General features: G+C 66.9%; 15 protein-coding genes. 12 read left to right on the top strand and 3 right to left on the bottom strand.

All coding sequences use genetic code 11. The features are described from left to right. Positions 1-77 precede the first annotated feature (77 nt). Together aroB and GGR73_RS10745 are read right to left on the bottom strand one after the other, a co-directional pair. Complete coding sequence (gene aroB / locus GGR73_RS10740; protein WP_104543166.1) at positions 78-1,190, bottom strand: 3-dehydroquinate synthase; 1,113 nt, start codon at positions 1,188-1,190, stop codon at positions 78-80. Next, positions 1,187-1,729: a shikimate kinase gene (locus GGR73_RS10745; RefSeq protein WP_005995037.1), complete on the bottom strand. Its 543-nt coding sequence runs from the start codon at positions 1,727-1,729 to the stop codon at positions 1,187-1,189. The genes aroB and GGR73_RS10745 overlap by 4 nt, the downstream gene beginning before the upstream one ends. A 344-nt stretch (positions 1,730-2,073) precedes the next feature. Between GGR73_RS10745 and pdxH the strand changes: the two genes are divergently transcribed. The 9 genes from pdxH to GGR73_RS10790 all read left to right on the top strand — a co-directional run bounded on the left by pdxH (position 2,074) and on the right by GGR73_RS10790 (position 8,437). Then, positions 2,074-2,673 carry a pyridoxamine 5'-phosphate oxidase gene (gene pdxH / locus GGR73_RS10750; protein WP_005995039.1) on the top strand — a complete coding sequence of 200 codons (600 nt, stop codon included), beginning with the start codon at positions 2,074-2,076 and terminating at the stop codon, positions 2,671-2,673. Beyond that, positions 2,670-3,125 carry an aminoglycoside 6'-N-acetyltransferase gene (gene aac(6'), locus GGR73_RS10755; protein WP_104568161.1) on the top strand — a complete coding sequence of 152 codons (456 nt, stop codon included), beginning with the start codon at positions 2,670-2,672 and terminating at the stop codon, positions 3,123-3,125. The genes pdxH and aac(6') overlap by 4 nt, the downstream gene beginning before the upstream one ends. Before the next feature lie 132 nt (positions 3,126-3,257). Further along, a complete protein-coding gene (locus GGR73_RS10760; protein ID WP_024938710.1) occupies positions 3,258-3,674 on the top strand; it encodes a YjfI family protein in 417 nt (138 codons plus the stop codon). A 12-nt stretch (positions 3,675-3,686) separates the two neighbouring features. Continuing rightward, complete coding sequence (locus tag GGR73_RS10765) at positions 3,687-4,457, top strand: PspA/IM30 family protein (RefSeq protein ID WP_024938711.1); 771 nt, start codon at positions 3,687-3,689, stop codon at positions 4,455-4,457. 25 nt (positions 4,458-4,482) lie between these two features. After that, a complete protein-coding gene (locus GGR73_RS10770; protein WP_047126965.1) occupies positions 4,483-5,565 on the top strand; it encodes an ion channel in 1,083 nt (360 codons plus the stop codon). After that, positions 5,562-6,239 (top strand): YjfK family protein, encoded by a 678-nt coding sequence (locus tag GGR73_RS10775; RefSeq protein WP_184456858.1) that lies wholly within the window; start codon positions 5,562-5,564, stop codon positions 6,237-6,239. The genes GGR73_RS10770 and GGR73_RS10775 overlap by 4 nt, the downstream gene beginning before the upstream one ends. Before the next feature lie 37 nt (positions 6,240-6,276). Further along, entirely contained in the window at positions 6,277-6,681 is a 405-nt protein-coding gene (locus GGR73_RS10780) for a DUF350 domain-containing protein (protein WP_005995053.1), read from the top strand. 12 nt (positions 6,682-6,693) lie between these two features. Further along, positions 6,694-7,269: a DUF1190 domain-containing protein gene (locus tag GGR73_RS10785; protein WP_016904951.1), complete on the top strand. Its 576-nt coding sequence runs from the start codon at positions 6,694-6,696 to the stop codon at positions 7,267-7,269. 1 nt (position 7,270) lies between these two features. Beyond that, positions 7,271-8,437 carry a glutathionylspermidine synthase family protein gene (locus GGR73_RS10790; protein ID WP_184456860.1) on the top strand — a complete coding sequence of 389 codons (1,167 nt, stop codon included), beginning with the start codon at positions 7,271-7,273 and terminating at the stop codon, positions 8,435-8,437. Between the two features lie 567 nt (positions 8,438-9,004). On the opposite strand, the gene GGR73_RS10795 is transcribed toward GGR73_RS10790, so the two are convergent. Next, positions 9,005-10,375 carry an MFS transporter gene (locus GGR73_RS10795; RefSeq protein WP_184456863.1) on the bottom strand — a complete coding sequence of 457 codons (1,371 nt, stop codon included), beginning with the start codon at positions 10,373-10,375 and terminating at the stop codon, positions 9,005-9,007. A 100-nt stretch (positions 10,376-10,475) separates the two neighbouring features. Between GGR73_RS10795 and soxR the strand changes: the two genes are divergently transcribed. The 3 genes from soxR to GGR73_RS10810 all read left to right on the top strand — a co-directional run bounded on the left by soxR (position 10,476) and on the right by GGR73_RS10810 (position 17,068). Next, positions 10,476-10,922: a redox-sensitive transcriptional activator SoxR gene (gene soxR, locus GGR73_RS10800; RefSeq protein WP_065032607.1), complete on the top strand. Its 447-nt coding sequence runs from the start codon at positions 10,476-10,478 to the stop codon at positions 10,920-10,922. Between the two features lie 201 nt (positions 10,923-11,123). After that, positions 11,124-13,115, top strand: coding sequence for a M1 family metallopeptidase (locus tag GGR73_RS10805; protein WP_184456865.1), 1,992 nt, complete (start codon positions 11,124-11,126; stop codon positions 13,113-13,115). A 794-nt stretch (positions 13,116-13,909) separates the two neighbouring features. Then, positions 13,910-17,068: a TonB-dependent receptor gene (locus GGR73_RS10810; RefSeq protein WP_054591471.1), complete on the top strand. Its 3,159-nt coding sequence runs from the start codon at positions 13,910-13,912 to the stop codon at positions 17,066-17,068. Positions 17,069-17,134 lie beyond the last annotated feature (66 nt).

The following is a 17,134-nucleotide window of genomic DNA, read 5'->3' on the forward strand; positions in this document are numbered from 1 at the left end:
GCGCGACGGGATTTACCGGCAAGCCCTGTCGCGCCCGGGGGCGCTCCTACGAATGTGCCGGAGACAAGCGGCGTTGCTCAGCCCGCCAGGATCTCCAGCACTGCCGCCTCGTCGACATCGGGTACCACCTCGGCCTTGCCGATGCCGCGCCACAACACCAGCCGCAGGCGGCCGGCGATGTTCTTCTTGTCCAGCCGCATGCGCCCCAGCAGGGCCTGCGGCGACAGGCCGGGCGGAATGTCGGTGGGCAGGTCGAAGTCATGCAGCAGCGCGCGCAACGCGTCGGTGTCCTGCGCATCGCTCATGCCCAGCGCGGCCGACAGCCGTGCGGCCAGCACCATGCCGACGGCCACTGCTTCGCCATGGTTGAGGTTGTCGTTGCCGGGCGCGCCATAGCCCTGTTCGGTCTCGATCGCATGGCCGAAGGTGTGGCCCAGGTTGAGCAGGGCACGCTCGCCCTTTTCCAGCGGGTCGCGCGCCACGATGTCGGCCTTGTGCTCGCAGCTGCGCGCGATCGCCTGCGCCAGCGCGTCGGCATCGCGCTCCAGCAGCGCGCGGCGTTCGGCATGCAGCCACTGGAAGAACAGCGGGTCGCGGATGGCGCCGTACTTGATCACCTCGGCCAGCCCGGCGCGCAGCTCGCGCGCGGGCAGGGTGTGCAAGGTGTCGGTATCGGCGATCACTGCGCGTGGCGGATGGAACGCGCCGACCAGGTTCTTGCCCTGCGAGATGTCCACCGCGGTCTTGCCGCCGACCGAGGAATCCACCATCGCCAGCAGGCTGGTGGGCAGTTGCACGCAGTCCACCCCGCGCATCCAGCACGCCGCCGCGAATCCGGCCAGGTCGCCGACCACGCCGCCGCCGAGTGCGAACACGCAGGCGTCGCGGGTGGCGCCCAGCTCGGCCAATGCCGTGATCGCGGCGCCGAAATTGTCCAGCGTCTTGGAGGCTTCGCCGGCGGCAATCACCAGCTCGCCCAGTTGCAGGTCCGGGCGCGCCTGCAGCAGCGCCTTGCGCACGCCGGCGGCGTACTGCGGGGCCACCTGCGAGTCGCTGAGCAGCAATACGTGGCGGCCGCGCACATGGCTGGCCAGGCGCGCGCCATCGGCCAGCAGGCCGGGCGCAATGGTGATGGTGTACGGCTGCGCACCGTCGACATCGACGCTGCGCGAGGAACGGGGAAGTGTCATGCGGGGGGACTCGACATGCGCCATTGCGCGGCCAGGCGCAGCACCAGCTGCGCGGTGGCCTCGGCGGGGGAGAAATGATCGGTTTCCAGACTGAGGTCGGCGACCTCCTGGTACAGCGGGGTGCGTTGCGCGGCCATCGCATGCAGCACCTGCTCGCGGTCGGCGCGTTGCAACAGCGGCCGGTTGCGGTCGCGCGCCAGCCGGGTGAGCTGTGCCGGCACGCTGACGTGCAGGTACACCACGAAGCCGCGCGCGCGGATGCGCTGGCGGTTGAGCGGATCCAGCACCGCGCCACCGCCGGTGGAAATCAGCTTGTTGTCCTGCTCCAGCAGCGTCTGCAGGGTCTGGACCTCGTGCTGCCGGAACCGCGCTTCGCCGTGCTGTTCGAAAATGGCCGGGATGCTGCTGCCGACCTGCTCGACGATGGCCTGGTCCACGTCGACGAACTCCAGCCCGAAGCGCTCGGCCAGACGGCGGCCGATGCAGCTTTTTCCGGCGCCCATCGGGCCGACCATCACGAGATTGGAAGCGGGGTTCATGCGCAGGGATCGTAGCATTCGGGCCCGCGCATCGGGCCGATCGGCATGGACTGAAACCATTCCGGCGCGGCGACCGCCGGCTGCGCGCAGCAGCATCGACACCCACGCTGCGCGGACAACGGCTGGGACGACCGCTGAAGATGGAGTGGCTGCACGCAACCCGTGGCGAGTGCTTGGCAGCCAGCGTCAGTGACGCGAAGACGCCGAAGAGCATGCGCGCGACCTGCTTTTCAGGCATCAGCCGCAGGTCCTGGCAGCGGCGCAGGCCTGTCGACCGCTGCGCATAGGCGAAGCAGGCCCGATGCGCCCACAATAGGCGTCAATCTTGCTGCCCTCGCACCGTCATGACCGATCTGTACGCAGAAGCCCTTGCCACCTTTACCGCGCTGTACGCCGAGGCGCAGGCCGGCGCCGAACTCGAAGCCAGCGCAATGACCGTGGCCACTGCCAACGTGGACGGCCGGCCGAGCGCGCGCACCGTGCTGCTCAAGGCCTTCGATGCGCGCGGGTTCGTGTTCTATACCCACCTGGATAGCGCGAAGGGCCGCGACCTGCAGACCCATCCGCAGGCCGCCCTGCTGTTTCTGTGGCGCAGCCTGCGCGAGGCCGGCATCCAGGTGCGCATCGAAGGCGGCGTGCAACTGGTCGGCGCGGAGGAATCGGATGCCTACTTCGCCTCGCGCCCGCGCATGAGCCAGATCGGCGCCTGGGCCTCGCTGCAGTCGCAGACGCTGGGCTCGCGTGAGGAGTTCGACGCGGCCATCGCCAAGGTCGAAGCCACCTTCGAAGGCCGCGCGGTGCCGCGCCCGGAGGGCTGGGGCGGGTTCCGGGTGGTGCCGCAGGCATTCGAGTTCTGGTACGGCGCCAAGTTCCGCCTGCACGAGCGCTGGCGTTACGAGGCCGATGCGGCCAGCCACTGGAGCAAGCGGATGCTGTATCCGTGAGCGCGCAGGCCGGCTGGCGGGTGCGCGCGGCGGTGGGCGCCGATGCGCAGGCCTTGCTGGCCCTGCGCCTGGCCTTGTGGCCCGATGCCGACGATGGCCTCGCCGAGCTGCAGGCCGCGCTGGCGCAGGCAGACGCCAGCCACCTGCTGGCGGTGGACGACGCGGATGCGGCGCTGGGGTTTGCCGAGGTGTCGGTGCGCCACGACTACGTCAATGGCACCGAGAGCACGCCGGTGGGCTTCCTGGAAGGCTGGTATGTGAGTCCGGCCTGGCGCGGCCGCGGGCTCGGTCGCGCGCTGGTGGCCGCGGCAGTGGAGTGGACGCGGGAGCAGGGCTGCGCGGAGCTGGCCTCCGATGCGCGGCTGGACGACAGCGGCGCCCAGGCGGCGCATGCGGCATGCGGCTTCGAGCCAACTGAACGGGTGGTCTACTACCGCCTGCAGCTGGCCTGACCGGCTGACTTCTGGCCCTTTCTGCCGGTCGCGGACAGTCTGTAGTATGTCCGCCCATTGCACGGCCGCTGCTGCATCACCGCAGCGGCAACTGCATCACCACCGCTGCATGACCAAAGGACAGGACATCGTATGACGCAGTACACCACTGTCGAATTGCACGGCCTGCTGGCCGAGCGCTACCGCGACCAGCCGATCGAGGTCGAGCTGATCGACGGGCTGGAGCCGGCCATCAACCTCACCCTGGCCGACCACGGCGACATGCAGATCCAGGTCGCCGCCTCCGGCTCGCAGGTGTTCGTTTCCACGCTGCTGGCCAATGCCGACCAGGTCAGCGACCGCGCGGCGTTCAACGACGCCTGCCTGCGCCTCAACCCGCTCAATCCCTTGTCCAACCTGGGCCTGGTGCAGGTCGACGGCCAGGATAGCTATGTGGTCTTCGGCGAACTGTCGGCGTCGTCCACGCTCGACCAGATCGACGAGGAAATCCAGACCCTGGCGGCCAATACGCTGGATGCCGCCGAATCTCTCAAGCCGTTCTTTTCCTAAAGGCGTGTTGTCATGAGTATCTTTTCAAAGCTGATCACGCTGCTGCGTGGCACTGCACACGAAACCGGCCAGAAAGCGGTCGACGCCAACGCGCTGCGCATCCTGGACCAGGAAATGCGCGATGCCGGCGCCCAGCTCACGCGCTCGCGCGAGGAGCTGACCAAGCTGATGGCGCAGAGCAAGCTCGCCCAGCAGAAGATCGACGCGCGCGCCGGCAAGATGGCCGAATACACGCGTTATATCGAAGGTGCGCTGGCCAAGAACGACGAGGCACTGGCGCACGACGTGGCGGTCAAGCTGGCGGCGCTGGAAAGCGAGGACGCCGGCGACAAGGCCTCCAAGAGCTCGCTGGACCAGTCGGTGGTGACGCTCAAGGCCACCATCCAGAAGACCGAGAACCAGCTGCGCGGCATGCGCCAGCAGATCGACACCGTCAAGGCCACCGATGCGGTGCAGAAGGCACAGGCGGCGATTGCCGCGCGCCATTCCGGTGCCAGCAGCAAGATGGGCTCGGCACTGGAATCGCTGGAGCGAATCAAGGCGCGTCAGGCCGAGACCTCCGCACGCATCGAATCGGCCGAAGAGCTGGAGGCAGCCAGTGGCGACGGCGATCTGAATCGGCGTCTGGCTGCGGCCGGCCTGATGGAAGGCGAGTCCAACGCCGCCGCAGTGCTGGCACGCTTCAAGAAGCCGGCCCAGCTCGGCCACGACACCGCCGGCGGCAGCGCGCCGCTGATCGGCCAGGTGCGCGACGTGCAGCAGGTTCCGCGCAGCGACAGCTGATCCGCCGCACGGCACAGGACGCGCCATGATCATCGTCGGAAAGCTGTTGCGGATAGTGCGGCGCCACGTGCGCCGCGTCAGCTGGGGCATGGTGGCGCTGGCATTGCTGGCGCACATGGGGCTGAGCTGGGTGTTGCTGCTGCTGGCCGGCGAGCAAAAGCTCGTTGGCCTGGACGCGTTTCCGTACTACTACATGACCACCGCCACCACCATCGGCTACGGCGACCTGTCGCCGGGTTCGGTGGCCGGGCGCTATATCGCCGCGTTCGTGCTGATGCCGGGCGCGGTGGCGCTGTTCGCCACGGTGCTGGCCAAGACCAGCGGCGTGCTCATCACCTTCTGGAGGCGCCACCACATGGGCAAGATGGCTTACGCCGATCTGCGCGGGCACACCATCCTGATCGGCTGGCAGGGCGCCGCGTCCACACGCTTGCTGGAACTGCTGCTGTCCGATACCGCTACCGACGACGAAGGCGTGGTGCTGATCGCCGAGGGCGTGGCCGAGAACCCGATGCCCGACCATATGCGCTTCATCGCCGCCGAGTCCTACACGCATACCGAGGTCTACCTGCGTGCCGGCATCGCCGGTGCGGCGCGGGTGATCGTCAACCCGCCCTCGGACGACCAGACCCTGGCGGCGGTGTTCGCGCTGATGGCGCATGCGCCGCGTGCGCACGTCGTGGCGCACTTCGATTCGGGCAGCGCCGCGCGGCTGGTCAATTGCCACTATCCGGCGATCGAATGCACGCGGCCGATGACCGCCGAGATCCTGGCCCGCGCGGCGCAGGATCCGGGCAGCGCGGCGATCACGGCCGAACTGCTGTCGGTGGACGATGGCCCGACCCAGTTCAGCCTGGCGGTTCCTGCCGATGTCGACCCGCTGGATTACCGCCTGCTGGCCGCCGATTTCGGCCAGCGCGGCGCCCTGTTGCTGGGCCTGCGCGCGCCCGATGGCGCGCTGCGCTTGAACCCGCCCGCACACACCGCGGTGCCGGCCGGTGCCATGCTGTATTACCTAGCCGAACAGCGCGTGCCGGTGCATGCCATTGCCTGGCAGGCCCTGCGCACTGCCGCCGTGTCCCATTCCCCATCGCCACAAGGTGCATGACGATGAGTTTTTTCAGCAAGTTGTTCGGTCAACCACAACCACCGCCGTTGCCCACCTCCGGCACTGGCGCCATCGGTCACGCGCTGCCGCTGGGCTTGCGCGTGGGTGGGCAGCTGGAGATCGATACCACGTTGTACCGCATGGCACCGGAGGCCATGACCGCCGAGTTGCCGGGCGGGCATCAAGGCATTCCGTGCTACGGCCACGTCAATCTGGGCGATGGCTATGCCCTGCATCGTTTCTATCTGGACGACGACGCGTTCCTGCAGGTCACCACGGTTGGCGGCGATCTGGAGGCGATGAAGGCCTTCGTGTATTGCGAGACGGTCAATCCGCCCAGCAAGCAGGCGTTTCAGGAGTTCGTGATGCAGCATCCGCATCTGGGTGCGGCGCAGATCGAGTACGCCGGCAAGCGCTGGCAACGCGCCACGCAGTCCACCGACGATGGCGCGCGCATCCCGCCGATTGCCTACGACGAGGTGCTGTACCGCTATCAGCCGCCGCGCCGCGATGGCGATCTGACCCACTACGCCATGCTCTACAGCCGCGATGTGCCGGAGCTGCAGCGCGAGGAATTCCTGCTGGTCACCGGCGAGGATTCCGGCCCCAACGAGTTCTGCGTCACCTACGCGGTCGGCATCGATGTCACCGTCGCCGATCTGGATATCACCTGAGCGTGCGCGCTCGTCTTCCACTTACCCTGGTCCTGTCATGAACCCGATCAACCTGCAGAGTTTTCTCGCGTTTCTTTCCTACTTCGGCACCGGCCTGGGCGTGTTGATCGTGGCGGTGGTGCTGGTGACCCTGGTCACCCCGCACAAGGATTTCACCCTGCTGCGGCAGGGCAACGTGGCTGCGGCCACCGCCTTGGCCGGCAACCTGATCGGTGTGGCATTGCCGCTGCATTCGGCCATCACCCATTCGGTGAGCCTGGTCGATGCGCTGATCTGGGGCGCGGTCGCCTGCGGCATCCAGGTCGTGGCGTATCTGCTGGCCAACCTGGTGGCCGGGCGCATCTCGCGGCAGATCACCGACAACGTCACCGCCGCCGGCATCTTTTCGGCCGGCGTGTCGATCGCCGTTGGGCTGATCAATGCCGCGGCGATCACGCCGTAACGGAGCGCAGGCATGAAGCGATCACGCAATCTCAAGCTCACCCTGATGGCCGCATTGCCGGCCGCCCTCGTCACCGGCTGCGGCTCCGAACCGGAAACCGGCGTGGTACTGCAGTCGGCCTCCGACTGCTACCAGATCAAGCAGGAACAGACCGACATCCAGCAATGCCTCAAGGCCTATGACGAGGCGGTGACCAAGCACCAACAGGCCGCGCCGCGCTTCAGTACGCGCTACGAGTGCGACGAGCAGTTCGGCAGTTGCACGGCGGTGCAGACGGCGCAGGGCCAGCAGAGCTGGATCCCGCCGATGGGCGGGTTCCTGCTGGGCTATGCGCTGGGCAACATGACCGGTGGTGGCGGCTACCGCTATGGCGGCTCGATTCCGCTGTACCGCGATTACCGCAGCGGCGGGTACTACAAGCCCAACGGCGATCTGGCCAGCAACCGCGTCGGCACCGTCCGCGGGCGCAGCGGCGCCATCGACATGCCGTCGCGGGCGATCACCGTGTCGCGCTCGGGTTTCGGCTCCAGTGCGGCGGCGCGCAGTTCGTTCGGCAGCGGCGGGCGCAGCTCCGGATACGGCGGCTGACATGCAACGGATCGCAATTGCCGAGCGCCCGGACTGGCGCGAGCAGGCCGAGTCGCTCGGCTTCCATTTCCACACCATCGACGGCGAGCGGTACTGGGACGAAAGCGCGTACTACGCGTTTACGCTGCAGCAGATCGAAGACGACATCGAGGCGCCCACGCAGGAACTGCACGACATGGCGATGCAGTTGGTGGACGAGGTGGTGGGCTCGGAGCAGCTGATGACGCAGCTGGCGATCCCGCCGTTCTACTGGGACTGGATCGCCAACTCGTGGAAAAACCGCGACCCGCATCTATACGGCCGCATGGACCTGGCCTATGCCGGCAACGGCCCGGCCAAGCTGTATGAGCTCAACTACGACACGCCGACCTCGCTGTACGAATCGGCATATTTCCAGTGGCTGTGGCTGGAACAGCAGATCGCCGCCGGTGCGCTGCCCAAGGGCACCGATCAGTACAACCTGATCCAGGACCTGCTGTGCGAAACCCTGGGCGCGCTGGCGGTGGATGGCGCGATCGGTGCGCAGATGCATTTCTCCGCGGTGCGCGATTCGCTGGAAGACCGCGCCACGGTGCGCTACCTGCGCGACTGCGCGCATCAGGTGGGCATCAGCACCGAGGAAGTGGCCATCGAAGACATCGGCCTGAGTGCCGAGGGCTGGTTCACCGATGAGCAGGACCGGGTGATCCACACGCTGTTCAAGCTGTATCCGCTGGAATTCATGATGGAAGAGCGCTTCGGCCCGGCGTTGTGCGCCAACCGCGTGCGCCTGATCGAGCCGGCGTGGAAATCGGTGCTGAGCAACAAAGGCATCCTGCCGCTGTTGTGGGAGCGGCATCAGGGCCATCCCAACCTGCTGCCGGCGCGCTTTGCGCAAACCGGCGAAGCGCCCACGGCAGGCTGGGTACGCAAGCCGCTGCTGTCGCGCGAGGGCGCCAATATTTCCCTGGTCAGCGCACAGGGCGATGCTGCGCAGACCGATGGCCCGTATGTGGACGGGCCGGCGATCCTGCAGGCGCATCATCCATTACCGGTGTTCGATGGCCGGCATGCGCTGGTCGGCAGCTGGGTGGTGGCCGATCGTCCGGCCGGGCTGGGCATGCGCGACGACGATGGTCCGATCACCCGCGACACCTCGCGCTTCGTGCCGCACGTGATCGTGAACTGATGCAGCAGTGGGTGAGGCAGCGCCGCTGCGACGCGGCGCTGCCGTGTGGCGAGATCGCCCTTGCATGTGGTCGTGAGTAAAGCGCTGCTTCCGCATGGCCGGGTTGTACGTAACGGCCCGCGCTGTATGAGGCAGCTGTTGCCCCGTATCGCGTGACACATGCTGCAGTGACGCGCAAGCCCTGCGCTGCCTGCCGCGCAGCGCAGGTTTTCCACACCCCCTGTGGATGGAACTTGCACAAGGCTGTGGACAAGTGGGTGCAGGCCCCGGCCTGCAACGCTGTCAAGATGGGTGGCGAAAAAATGACCAGCCGCTCGCGGATACGTTTTTCCGGTCCCGATCGCAGCGATCTCGACAGGATCGGCAAAGTCGGTTGCGCTATCGGCGATGAGATGTGCCGGGTTTGCGTCATGCCAACGCGACGTGCCGAGCAGGCGGATCCAGCAAGTCGTGCAGACCGTACGCGCGCTGCATGCGATGCGGGCGATACACATCGACTGAGCGCGACACGTCAGCCTCGCGATCAGTGTTCTCTTGCTTCGATACACCGCGCACACCGCACACCCATTACACCCGCTGCGCCACCAACAGGCCCGCCACCGCCAGCAGCCATGCCAGGGCGAACACGCTCAGGTAGGCGGCCGCAGTCGCCGAGGCCAGCAGCGCGGCGAACAAGGCGCCGGCCAGCGCCAGCATGCCGGCCACCGCAATCGCCTCGCTCAACTGCAGCGCCGAACTGTTGGCGCCTTGCTGCGCCGGCGGCGACAGCGACAACGTCAACACCGACAGGCTCGGATACAGCAGGCCCATGCCCAGGCCGGTCAGCGCCCAGCCGGCAATCGCCACCGGCACCGGGATGACCGGCCACACCGCTCCCGCGCTGATCACGATGCCCAGCGACATGAAGCACGCACCGGTCTTGAGCAGGCGTGGGCGCGACCAGCCGGCGCGGCTATGGCCCTGGTACCAGGAGCCACTGAACCAGCCCAGCGCGCCGACGCTCAGCGCCACGCCGGCCAGCAGCGGCGACAGGCCGCGTTCGCGCGACAGCAGCAACGGCAGGAACGCCTCGAAGCCGAAGAAGGCCGCCGCCGCGATGCCGCGCAGCGCGATCACGCTGGGCAGCCCGCGCGCAAGCCGTAGCGTGCCGGCAGGCAACAGCTGCCAGGCGCAGTACCCGGTGAGCGCCAGTGCCGGCAGCATCGCCAGCAACGCGCTCGTGCCGTGCAGCTGCCCGCCCAGATACACGCCGAGCACACCCAAGGCCGCACCCACCGCCCAGCGCAACGCGGAATCCGACGCGCCGGCTGTGTCGCTGGACCAGGTGCGCCCGCGGATCGCCGGCCACAGCATCAGCCCGGCCGGTATCGCCAGCAGCGGCACCGACAGGAACACCCAGCGCCAGCCCACGTGCTGCACGATCAATCCGCTGATGCCCGGCCCGATCAACGACGGCACCACCCAGCCGGCCGAAAACGCAGCAAACACGCGGGGCCGCAAGGCTTCCGGATACAGACGCCCGACGATCACGTACAGCGCCACCGAATACGCGCCGGCCCCCAGGCCCTGCAGCAGGCGGCCGGCAATCAGCACCGGCATGCTCGGCGCCAGCCCTGCCACCAGTAGGCCGATCACGAAGCACAGCAGGCCGTAAGCCAGCGCGCCGCCGGGGCCACGCCGGTCGCTCCAGCGCCCGGCGGCGGTCATGCCGACCACGCTGGTCGCCAGGGTGCCGCCGAACGCCAGCGCATACAGCGGCAAGCCATTCAATTCGCGCGCGACGGTCGGCATGGCGGCGGCCACCGCCAGCGATTCGAAGGCATTGAGCGATACCAGTGCCACCATGCCCAGCGTTGCGGCGCGATACGGCGCGGCCAGGATGGAAGTGGGTTGGGCCGCATTGAGTGGCGTGGCGGGCAGGGCGGTATCGGCGGGCATCGAGCATCCAGAAACTGAAATGTGTAGAGCCATGACCACGGGGCTTGCACCGGTCATGGCCGCGCAGCATCCTGCCTCAACCAAGGTTGAGGTCAAGGCAATGCAGCGTGAGTTGTCCGTGGGCGAGGTGGCCAAGCGCAGTGGCGTGGCGGTGTCGGCTTTGCATTTCTACGAGCGCAAGGGGCTGATCCGCAGCCTGCGCACTGCCGGAAATCAACGCCGCTATGCGCGCGACGTGCTGCGGCGCATCGCCGTGATTCGCGTGGCGCAACGGCTCGGCGTGCCGTTGCAGCAGGTGCTGGATGCGTTCTCGGTGCTGCCGGACCAGCGCACGCCTACGCGTGCGGAATGGGCACGCATGTCGGCACGTTGGCGCGCGCAACTGGATGCGCGCATCGCCGAGCTGCAGGCCCTGCGCGACCAGCTCACCGACTGCATCGGTTGCGGCTGTCTGTCGCTGCGCCGCTGCCGGTTGAGCAACCCGGGCGATGCGCTGGCCGAGGGTGGGGATGGCGCGTTGCGCTTGTCGCGGCTTGCTGCCGACTGAGGTGGCAAGCGCGGGCTAGCCGCCGCCAGGGCAGGGCTGGTGCGATCGGCATCTGCAGATCGCGCGCGGGCCGCGGCCTCTGCGCCCCGGACAGCCTGTCACCGTCGAGAAGTTCGATGCCGCAACCGGGACCAATGGCAGTGCCGTGCCGGGCAAGGGCGACCGTAGGATGGGGATCCCCTCCGCCGCAGGATTTCACGCATGTTCCCCACCTTGCGCCGATCGCTCGCCGTTGCGCTGTCGCTGGCATGCATCACCTCGTCCGCGCATGCCGCGCCCGCCGCCAGTGCCGCCGCGCCGGCAAGCGTCTTCGATCCGCTGGCCTTGTTCGCACCGCTGCAATTGCCCGACGCACCCAACGCCTACCGCAGCGGCAGCGGCGTCCCCGGCCCGCTGTTCTGGCAGAACCGTGCCGACTACAGCCTCAACGCCAGCATCGACCCGGCGACCCACACGCTCACGGGCGAGGCGGCGATCCACTACACCAACCGCAGCCCGGACACGCTGGACGTGCTGTGGCTGCAGCTGGACCAGAACATCTACCGCGCCGATGCGCGCGCTGCCGCCAGCCGGCCGTCGCGCCGCACCCAGTTCACCGACGGCATGCAGATCGCCAGTGTCGAGATCGACGATGGAGGGCGTCGCCAGCCTGCGCATTTCGTCGTCGACGACACCCGCATGCGGGTGGACCTGCCGCAGCCGTTGGCCGGGCAGGGCAAGGCGCTGACCGTGCATGTCCGCTACCGCTACACGATTCCGGGCACCTGGGGCGGGCGCACCGCGGTCAGTGCCAGCAAGCAGGGCGAGATCTACGAGATTGCGCAGTGGTATCCGCGCATGGCCGTCTACGACGATCTGCGCGGCTGGGACACGCAGCCGTATCTGGGCTCGGAGTTCTATCTGGAGTACGGCGACTTCGACTACGCGGTGACCGTGCCGGAGGGCTTCCTGGTCGCCGGTTCGGGCGCGCTGACCAATCCGGCCGAGGTGCTCAGCCGCAGCGAGCAGCAACGCCTGCAGCAGGCACGCAGCAGCGATCGTACGGTGCTGATCCGCACGCCCGAGGAAGTAAGCGCGCGCGCTGCCAAACCTGCGGGAAACGCCACGCGCACCTGGCGCTTCCATATGGACAACACCCGCGATGTCGCGTTTGCCGCCTCACCTGCGTTCGTGTGGGATGCCGCGCGCATCAAGCTGCCGGGCGGCAAGCAGTCGCTGGCGATGTCGGTGTATCCGCTGGAGGGCGTGGGCGCGGACAAGTGGAACCGCTCCACCGAATACGTCAAGGGCGCGATCGAACATTTCTCGCAGTGGTACCCGTATCCGTGGCCGGCCGCGATCAACCTGGGCGGGTACGGTGCGGGCATGGAGTATCCGGGCATCGTCTTCGACGGTTTCGAAGACAGCGGCAAGGAGTTGTTCTGGATCACCGCGCACGAGATCGGACACACCTGGTTCCCGATGATCGTCGGCTCCAACGAGCGCCGCCACGCGTTCATGGACGAAGGCTTCAACACCTTCATCGACGTCTATGCATCCGATGCCTTCAACAAGGGCGAGTACGCGCCCAAGCGCGATTCGGAATATGCGCCCAAGGGCGGCAACCCGGTCGACGAAATCCTGCCGCTGCTGGCCGATGCCGGTGCGCCGACATTGATGGACAACGCCGATTCCACCAGCGAGACCTACCGGCATTCGCTGACCTATTTCAAGGGCGCGTTGGGGTTGGTGCTGTTACGCGAGCAGATCCTGGGGCCGGAGCGTTTCGATCCGGCCTTCCGCAAGTACATCGCGACCTGGGCCTACAAGCACCCGACGCCGTCGGATTTCTTCCGGCTGATGGAAAGCGAGAGTGGCGAGAATCTGGCCTGGTGGTGGCGCGGCTGGTATCTCAACAACTGGCAGCTGGACATGGGGATCAGCGAGGCCCATTACGTCGATCACGATCCTGCCAAGGGCCTGCAACTCACGCTGCGCAGCCGCCAGAAACTGGTGATGCCGGTCACCGTGCGGGTGGACCTGGCCGACGGCAGCCATCTGGACCGCCGCGTGCCGGTGGAAACCTGGCTGCAGAACACCGCGCCCACGCTGACGCTGCCGACCACGCAGAAAGTGCTGCATGTGACGCTGGATCCGGACCATGTGTTGCCCGATGCCCAGCGTGGCGACAACCAGGTCGATACGATCGGCTAGCGGCTGCCGATCGCTGGCGTCTGCGCTGCAATGGCGCAGATGCTGCGGGCGTTCCGCCCATGCGGTTCACCGTCACCAGCGGCGCAATCGATTGCAGCGATTGCGCCGTTTTTTCGTTGCGCCCTGCAGTCCGATGTCGCGCGCAAGCGCGCAATGACGTGCCCGCATCGGCGTCCACTGCCACGCGTGTGCGCCTCAGCACATCGCCGTTGAAGGCGGCCGCGCTGCGATTCTCGCGCTGCTTTGCGCAACTGCTTCGTATGGTGTTGCTGCGGCCAGGCGACGACATGCAACTGCGCCGTTGCGGCGTAGTTATCGCCATCACTGGCTGGTAACGCTTACAGCCGCGCTGCGCCTGCTTTCGCGCTGCGGACTCAAGCGCACGCGGTGTTTTGTGTCTGCATGTGGCTTGGTGTGTTTGCTGCAACGCACGGTGACAAGCCCCGCCACGCGTGACTAGGCTGCGCCCCGTGTTAGCGCTATCAGTCCTGCATTGCCCGCTGGTACGCGGTTGCATGCAGAGGCGCAGGGCGAGACACGTGGTGCAGGGCGTACTGGTTGGGAAGGCAGTCGCAGGTGCGGTACAGCGCCAGGTGCACGGCGCGTCCGTGAGGACGTGGCACGCACATGGCTTGCATCAGGGGGGATGCGCCGGCAGTCGAGGCGGCGGATCAGAGCAAGTGCTGTGCAGGGATGTATGTCGCGTGCCGTCCAGGCGCGTGGCCAGGCAAGCGCCGCGTCGCATTCCGCGACCACGGCCGTGGGTGTTGGACTCCAGACCCGAGGATAGATCGATGCGTCGTACGTTAAGCAAGTTCAAGTCGAAGGCCATGTTTACCTTCGTCGGTGGCATCCTGGTGATCAACCCCGCCTTTGCGCAGGACGTTACCGCGCAGCAGGTGCCGCCACCGCAGTCCGGCGCACAAACCGCCACCACCTTGGATGCGGTCAATGTCACCGGCATCCGCAGCAGCCTGGATCAGTCGATGGGCATCAAGCGCGATGCTGCCGGCGTGGTGGATGCGATCAGCGCCGAAGACATCGGCAAATTTCCCGATACCAATCTGGCCGAGTCGCTGCAACGCATCACCGGTATCTCGATCGAGCGCCGCGATGGCGAAGGCGCGCAGGTCACCGCGCGCGGCTTCGGCCCGCAGTTCAATACCGTCACCCTCAACGGCCGCCTGATTCCCGGTGCCGATGCGTTCGGTGCGCCGGGCCAGACTCCGATCGGTGGTGTGGATGTGGGCACGCGCGCGTTCAACTTCGCCCAGCTCGCCTCCGAAGCCATCACCGGCATCGAGGTGTTCAAGACCAGCCGTGCCACCGCGCCCAGCGGCGGCATCGGCGCCACCATCAACATCCAGACCGACAAGCCGTTCAATCACGAAGGCGTGGTGGCCAATGCCGGCGCCAAGATGGTGTCGGATCGTTCGCAGCCGTTCGGCGATTCGCTCACTCCTGAAGTCTCCGGCATCTTCAGTTATACCAATCCCGACAAGACCTTCGGCATCGGCCTGAGCGGCAGTTACCAGAAGCGCCATGGCGGCTCGGTGCAGGCCACCGAAAACACCTGGAACATCCAGCGCTGGACCGGTACCGACCCGGCCCTGCGCCCGGATGCGGTGGTGACCAACGCGCCGGCGATCGGTCAGCTCTACGGCATGCCCAACGATCTGCGCTATGCCTTCGCCGACTTCCAGCGCGAGCGCACCAATGGCCAGGCGGTGATGCAGTTCGCGCCCAGCGACAGCCTGACCCTGACCCTGGACTACACCTATTCGTCCAACGAAATCCGCGAAGAGCGCGGCGAGCAGGGCATCTGGCTGCAGCGCGCCAACAGCTTCACCGATCTGACCTTCGACACCGGCCAGGCGGTGGCCACCCCGGTGTATCTGCGCGACGTGCCCAACGGCGCCAAGGACTTCGGCATGGAGCAGCAGCGCAACGAGCAGAAGTACACGCTCGGCTCGCTCGGCTTCAATGCCGACTGGCAGGTGAGCGACCGCTTCCAGCTGTCCTTCGATGCGCACAACTCCAAGACCAAGAGCCTGCCCAACGACCCGGTCACCGGCGGCAGCGCCACGTACTTCAGCTTCGCCGGCACCAACAACTGCAGCAACGGCCCGTCCTGCGGCGGTCAATGGGGGCAGGAGCTGCGCTTCAACAATGGCCTGCCGATTGGCGCACGCACCTGGTATCCCACCGCGGCCGATTCCCTGGCTGGCACCAACGGCGTGCTCAACCCGGACTTCACCCCCGCCGAGCTTGGCTCGCAGGTCCTGCGCATCTTCTATCAATCGCAGGTCACCGAGATCAAGGAAGGCCGCATGGACGGCACCTTCGATTTCGAGGACGGGCGCTTCCAGTTCGGCGTGAGTACCGCCAATACCACCATGAACCGGCTCACCAGCGACACCAATTCCACGCTGGGTGACTGGGGCGTGGCCAACGCCGGCAACGAGCCCGGCATGCAGGCGCTGCTGCGGCCGGTGAGCATCACCGGCATGTTCAAGGACTTCAACGCCAATGGCGCCGCGCCCAATGCATGGCGCGGCGATGCCGATCAGCTGGCGCTGTGGGGTGGCAGCCAGTACGGCGCCACCACCCGCTACAACCCGCAATACAGCGCCGACAACCAGGTCGAAGAGAAGACCCGCGCTGCCTACGTGCAGCTGGAACTGAAGGGCGACATCTCCGGCATGACCACCAATACGCGGCTGGGCTTGCGCTACGAGCGCACCGATGTGGAATCCACCTCGCAGGTGGCCACGCCCACAGCGTTGTTGTGGCAGGCCAACAACGACTTCCAGCTGTTGCGCTCCACCGAGCAGCAGCCCTTCAGCGAGAAGACCAGCTACAACTACATCCTGCCCAATCTGGACTTCAGCATCGACATCTCCGATCAGCTGAAGGGGCGCGCCTCGTTCGGCCAGACCATCGCACGCGCGCCCTACAACAACCTGATTGCCGGCCCGACGCCGAATACGCCCAATGGCTCGATTCTGATCAATCCGTCCAACCGTGCCGGCGGCAGCTCGCAGAACCCGCAACTGGACCCGCTGGAATCGGACAACCTCGATCTGGCGCTGGAGTGGTACTTCGCCGATGCCAGCTACGTGTCGGCCACGTTCTGGAACAAGCGCGTCAGCAACTTCATCGGCAACACGGTCTCGCGCGAATCCCTTTACGGGCTGAGCGATCCCACCTCCGGTCCTGACGCGCAGGCCGCGCTGGCGTTCCTGCAGAGCGGCGCCTGTGCCGCGCAGGTGGGCGCCTCCGGCAACGACGTCGCGGCGGCGTGCTCGGCCAACGACACCTCGCTGTTTGCGGCGATGGCGCTGCTGCGCAATGCCGCGGCCACCGGCGGGCTGGCCGCCTACAACGGCAGCTCCGCGCAGAGTCTGGCACTGGAGAACGCCTACGATATCGTCGGCAATGCCTCCGATCCGCTGTATCAGTTCGACGTGTCGCGCCCGGTCAACCAGAACAAGGCCAACATCCACGGCTGGGAATTGGGCGGGCAGTACTTCTTCGACAGCACCGGCTTCGGCATCTACGCCAACTACACCATCGTCGAAGGCGATGTGGGCTTCGACAACACGGTGATCGATCGCGACCAGTTCGCGCTGCTCGGCCTCAGCGACACTGCCAACGTGATGCTGATGTACGAAAAATACGGCTGGAGCGCGCGCCTGGCCTGGAACTGGCGTGACGAGTATCTGATCGCCGCCAACCAGGACAATGCCAACCGCAATCCGTACTACGTCGAGGCGTATCAGCAGTGGGACCTCAGCGTCAGCTACAGCTTCAGCAAGCAACTTTCCGTGGGCTTTGAGGCGATCAACCTCACCGGCGAAGACGTGCGTTGGCACGGGCGCTCGGACAAGCAGATCATCCGCCTGATCGACCAGCAGCCGCGCTACACGCTGGGTGTGCGTTACGCGTTCTGACCCACCGGCTGCGCTCACTTCCCTCCCGGTGAGCGCAGCCGGTGCCTGGTGGGGCAGATGCCGACG

This window comes from Xanthomonas sp. F14 (genome assembly GCF_014199865.1).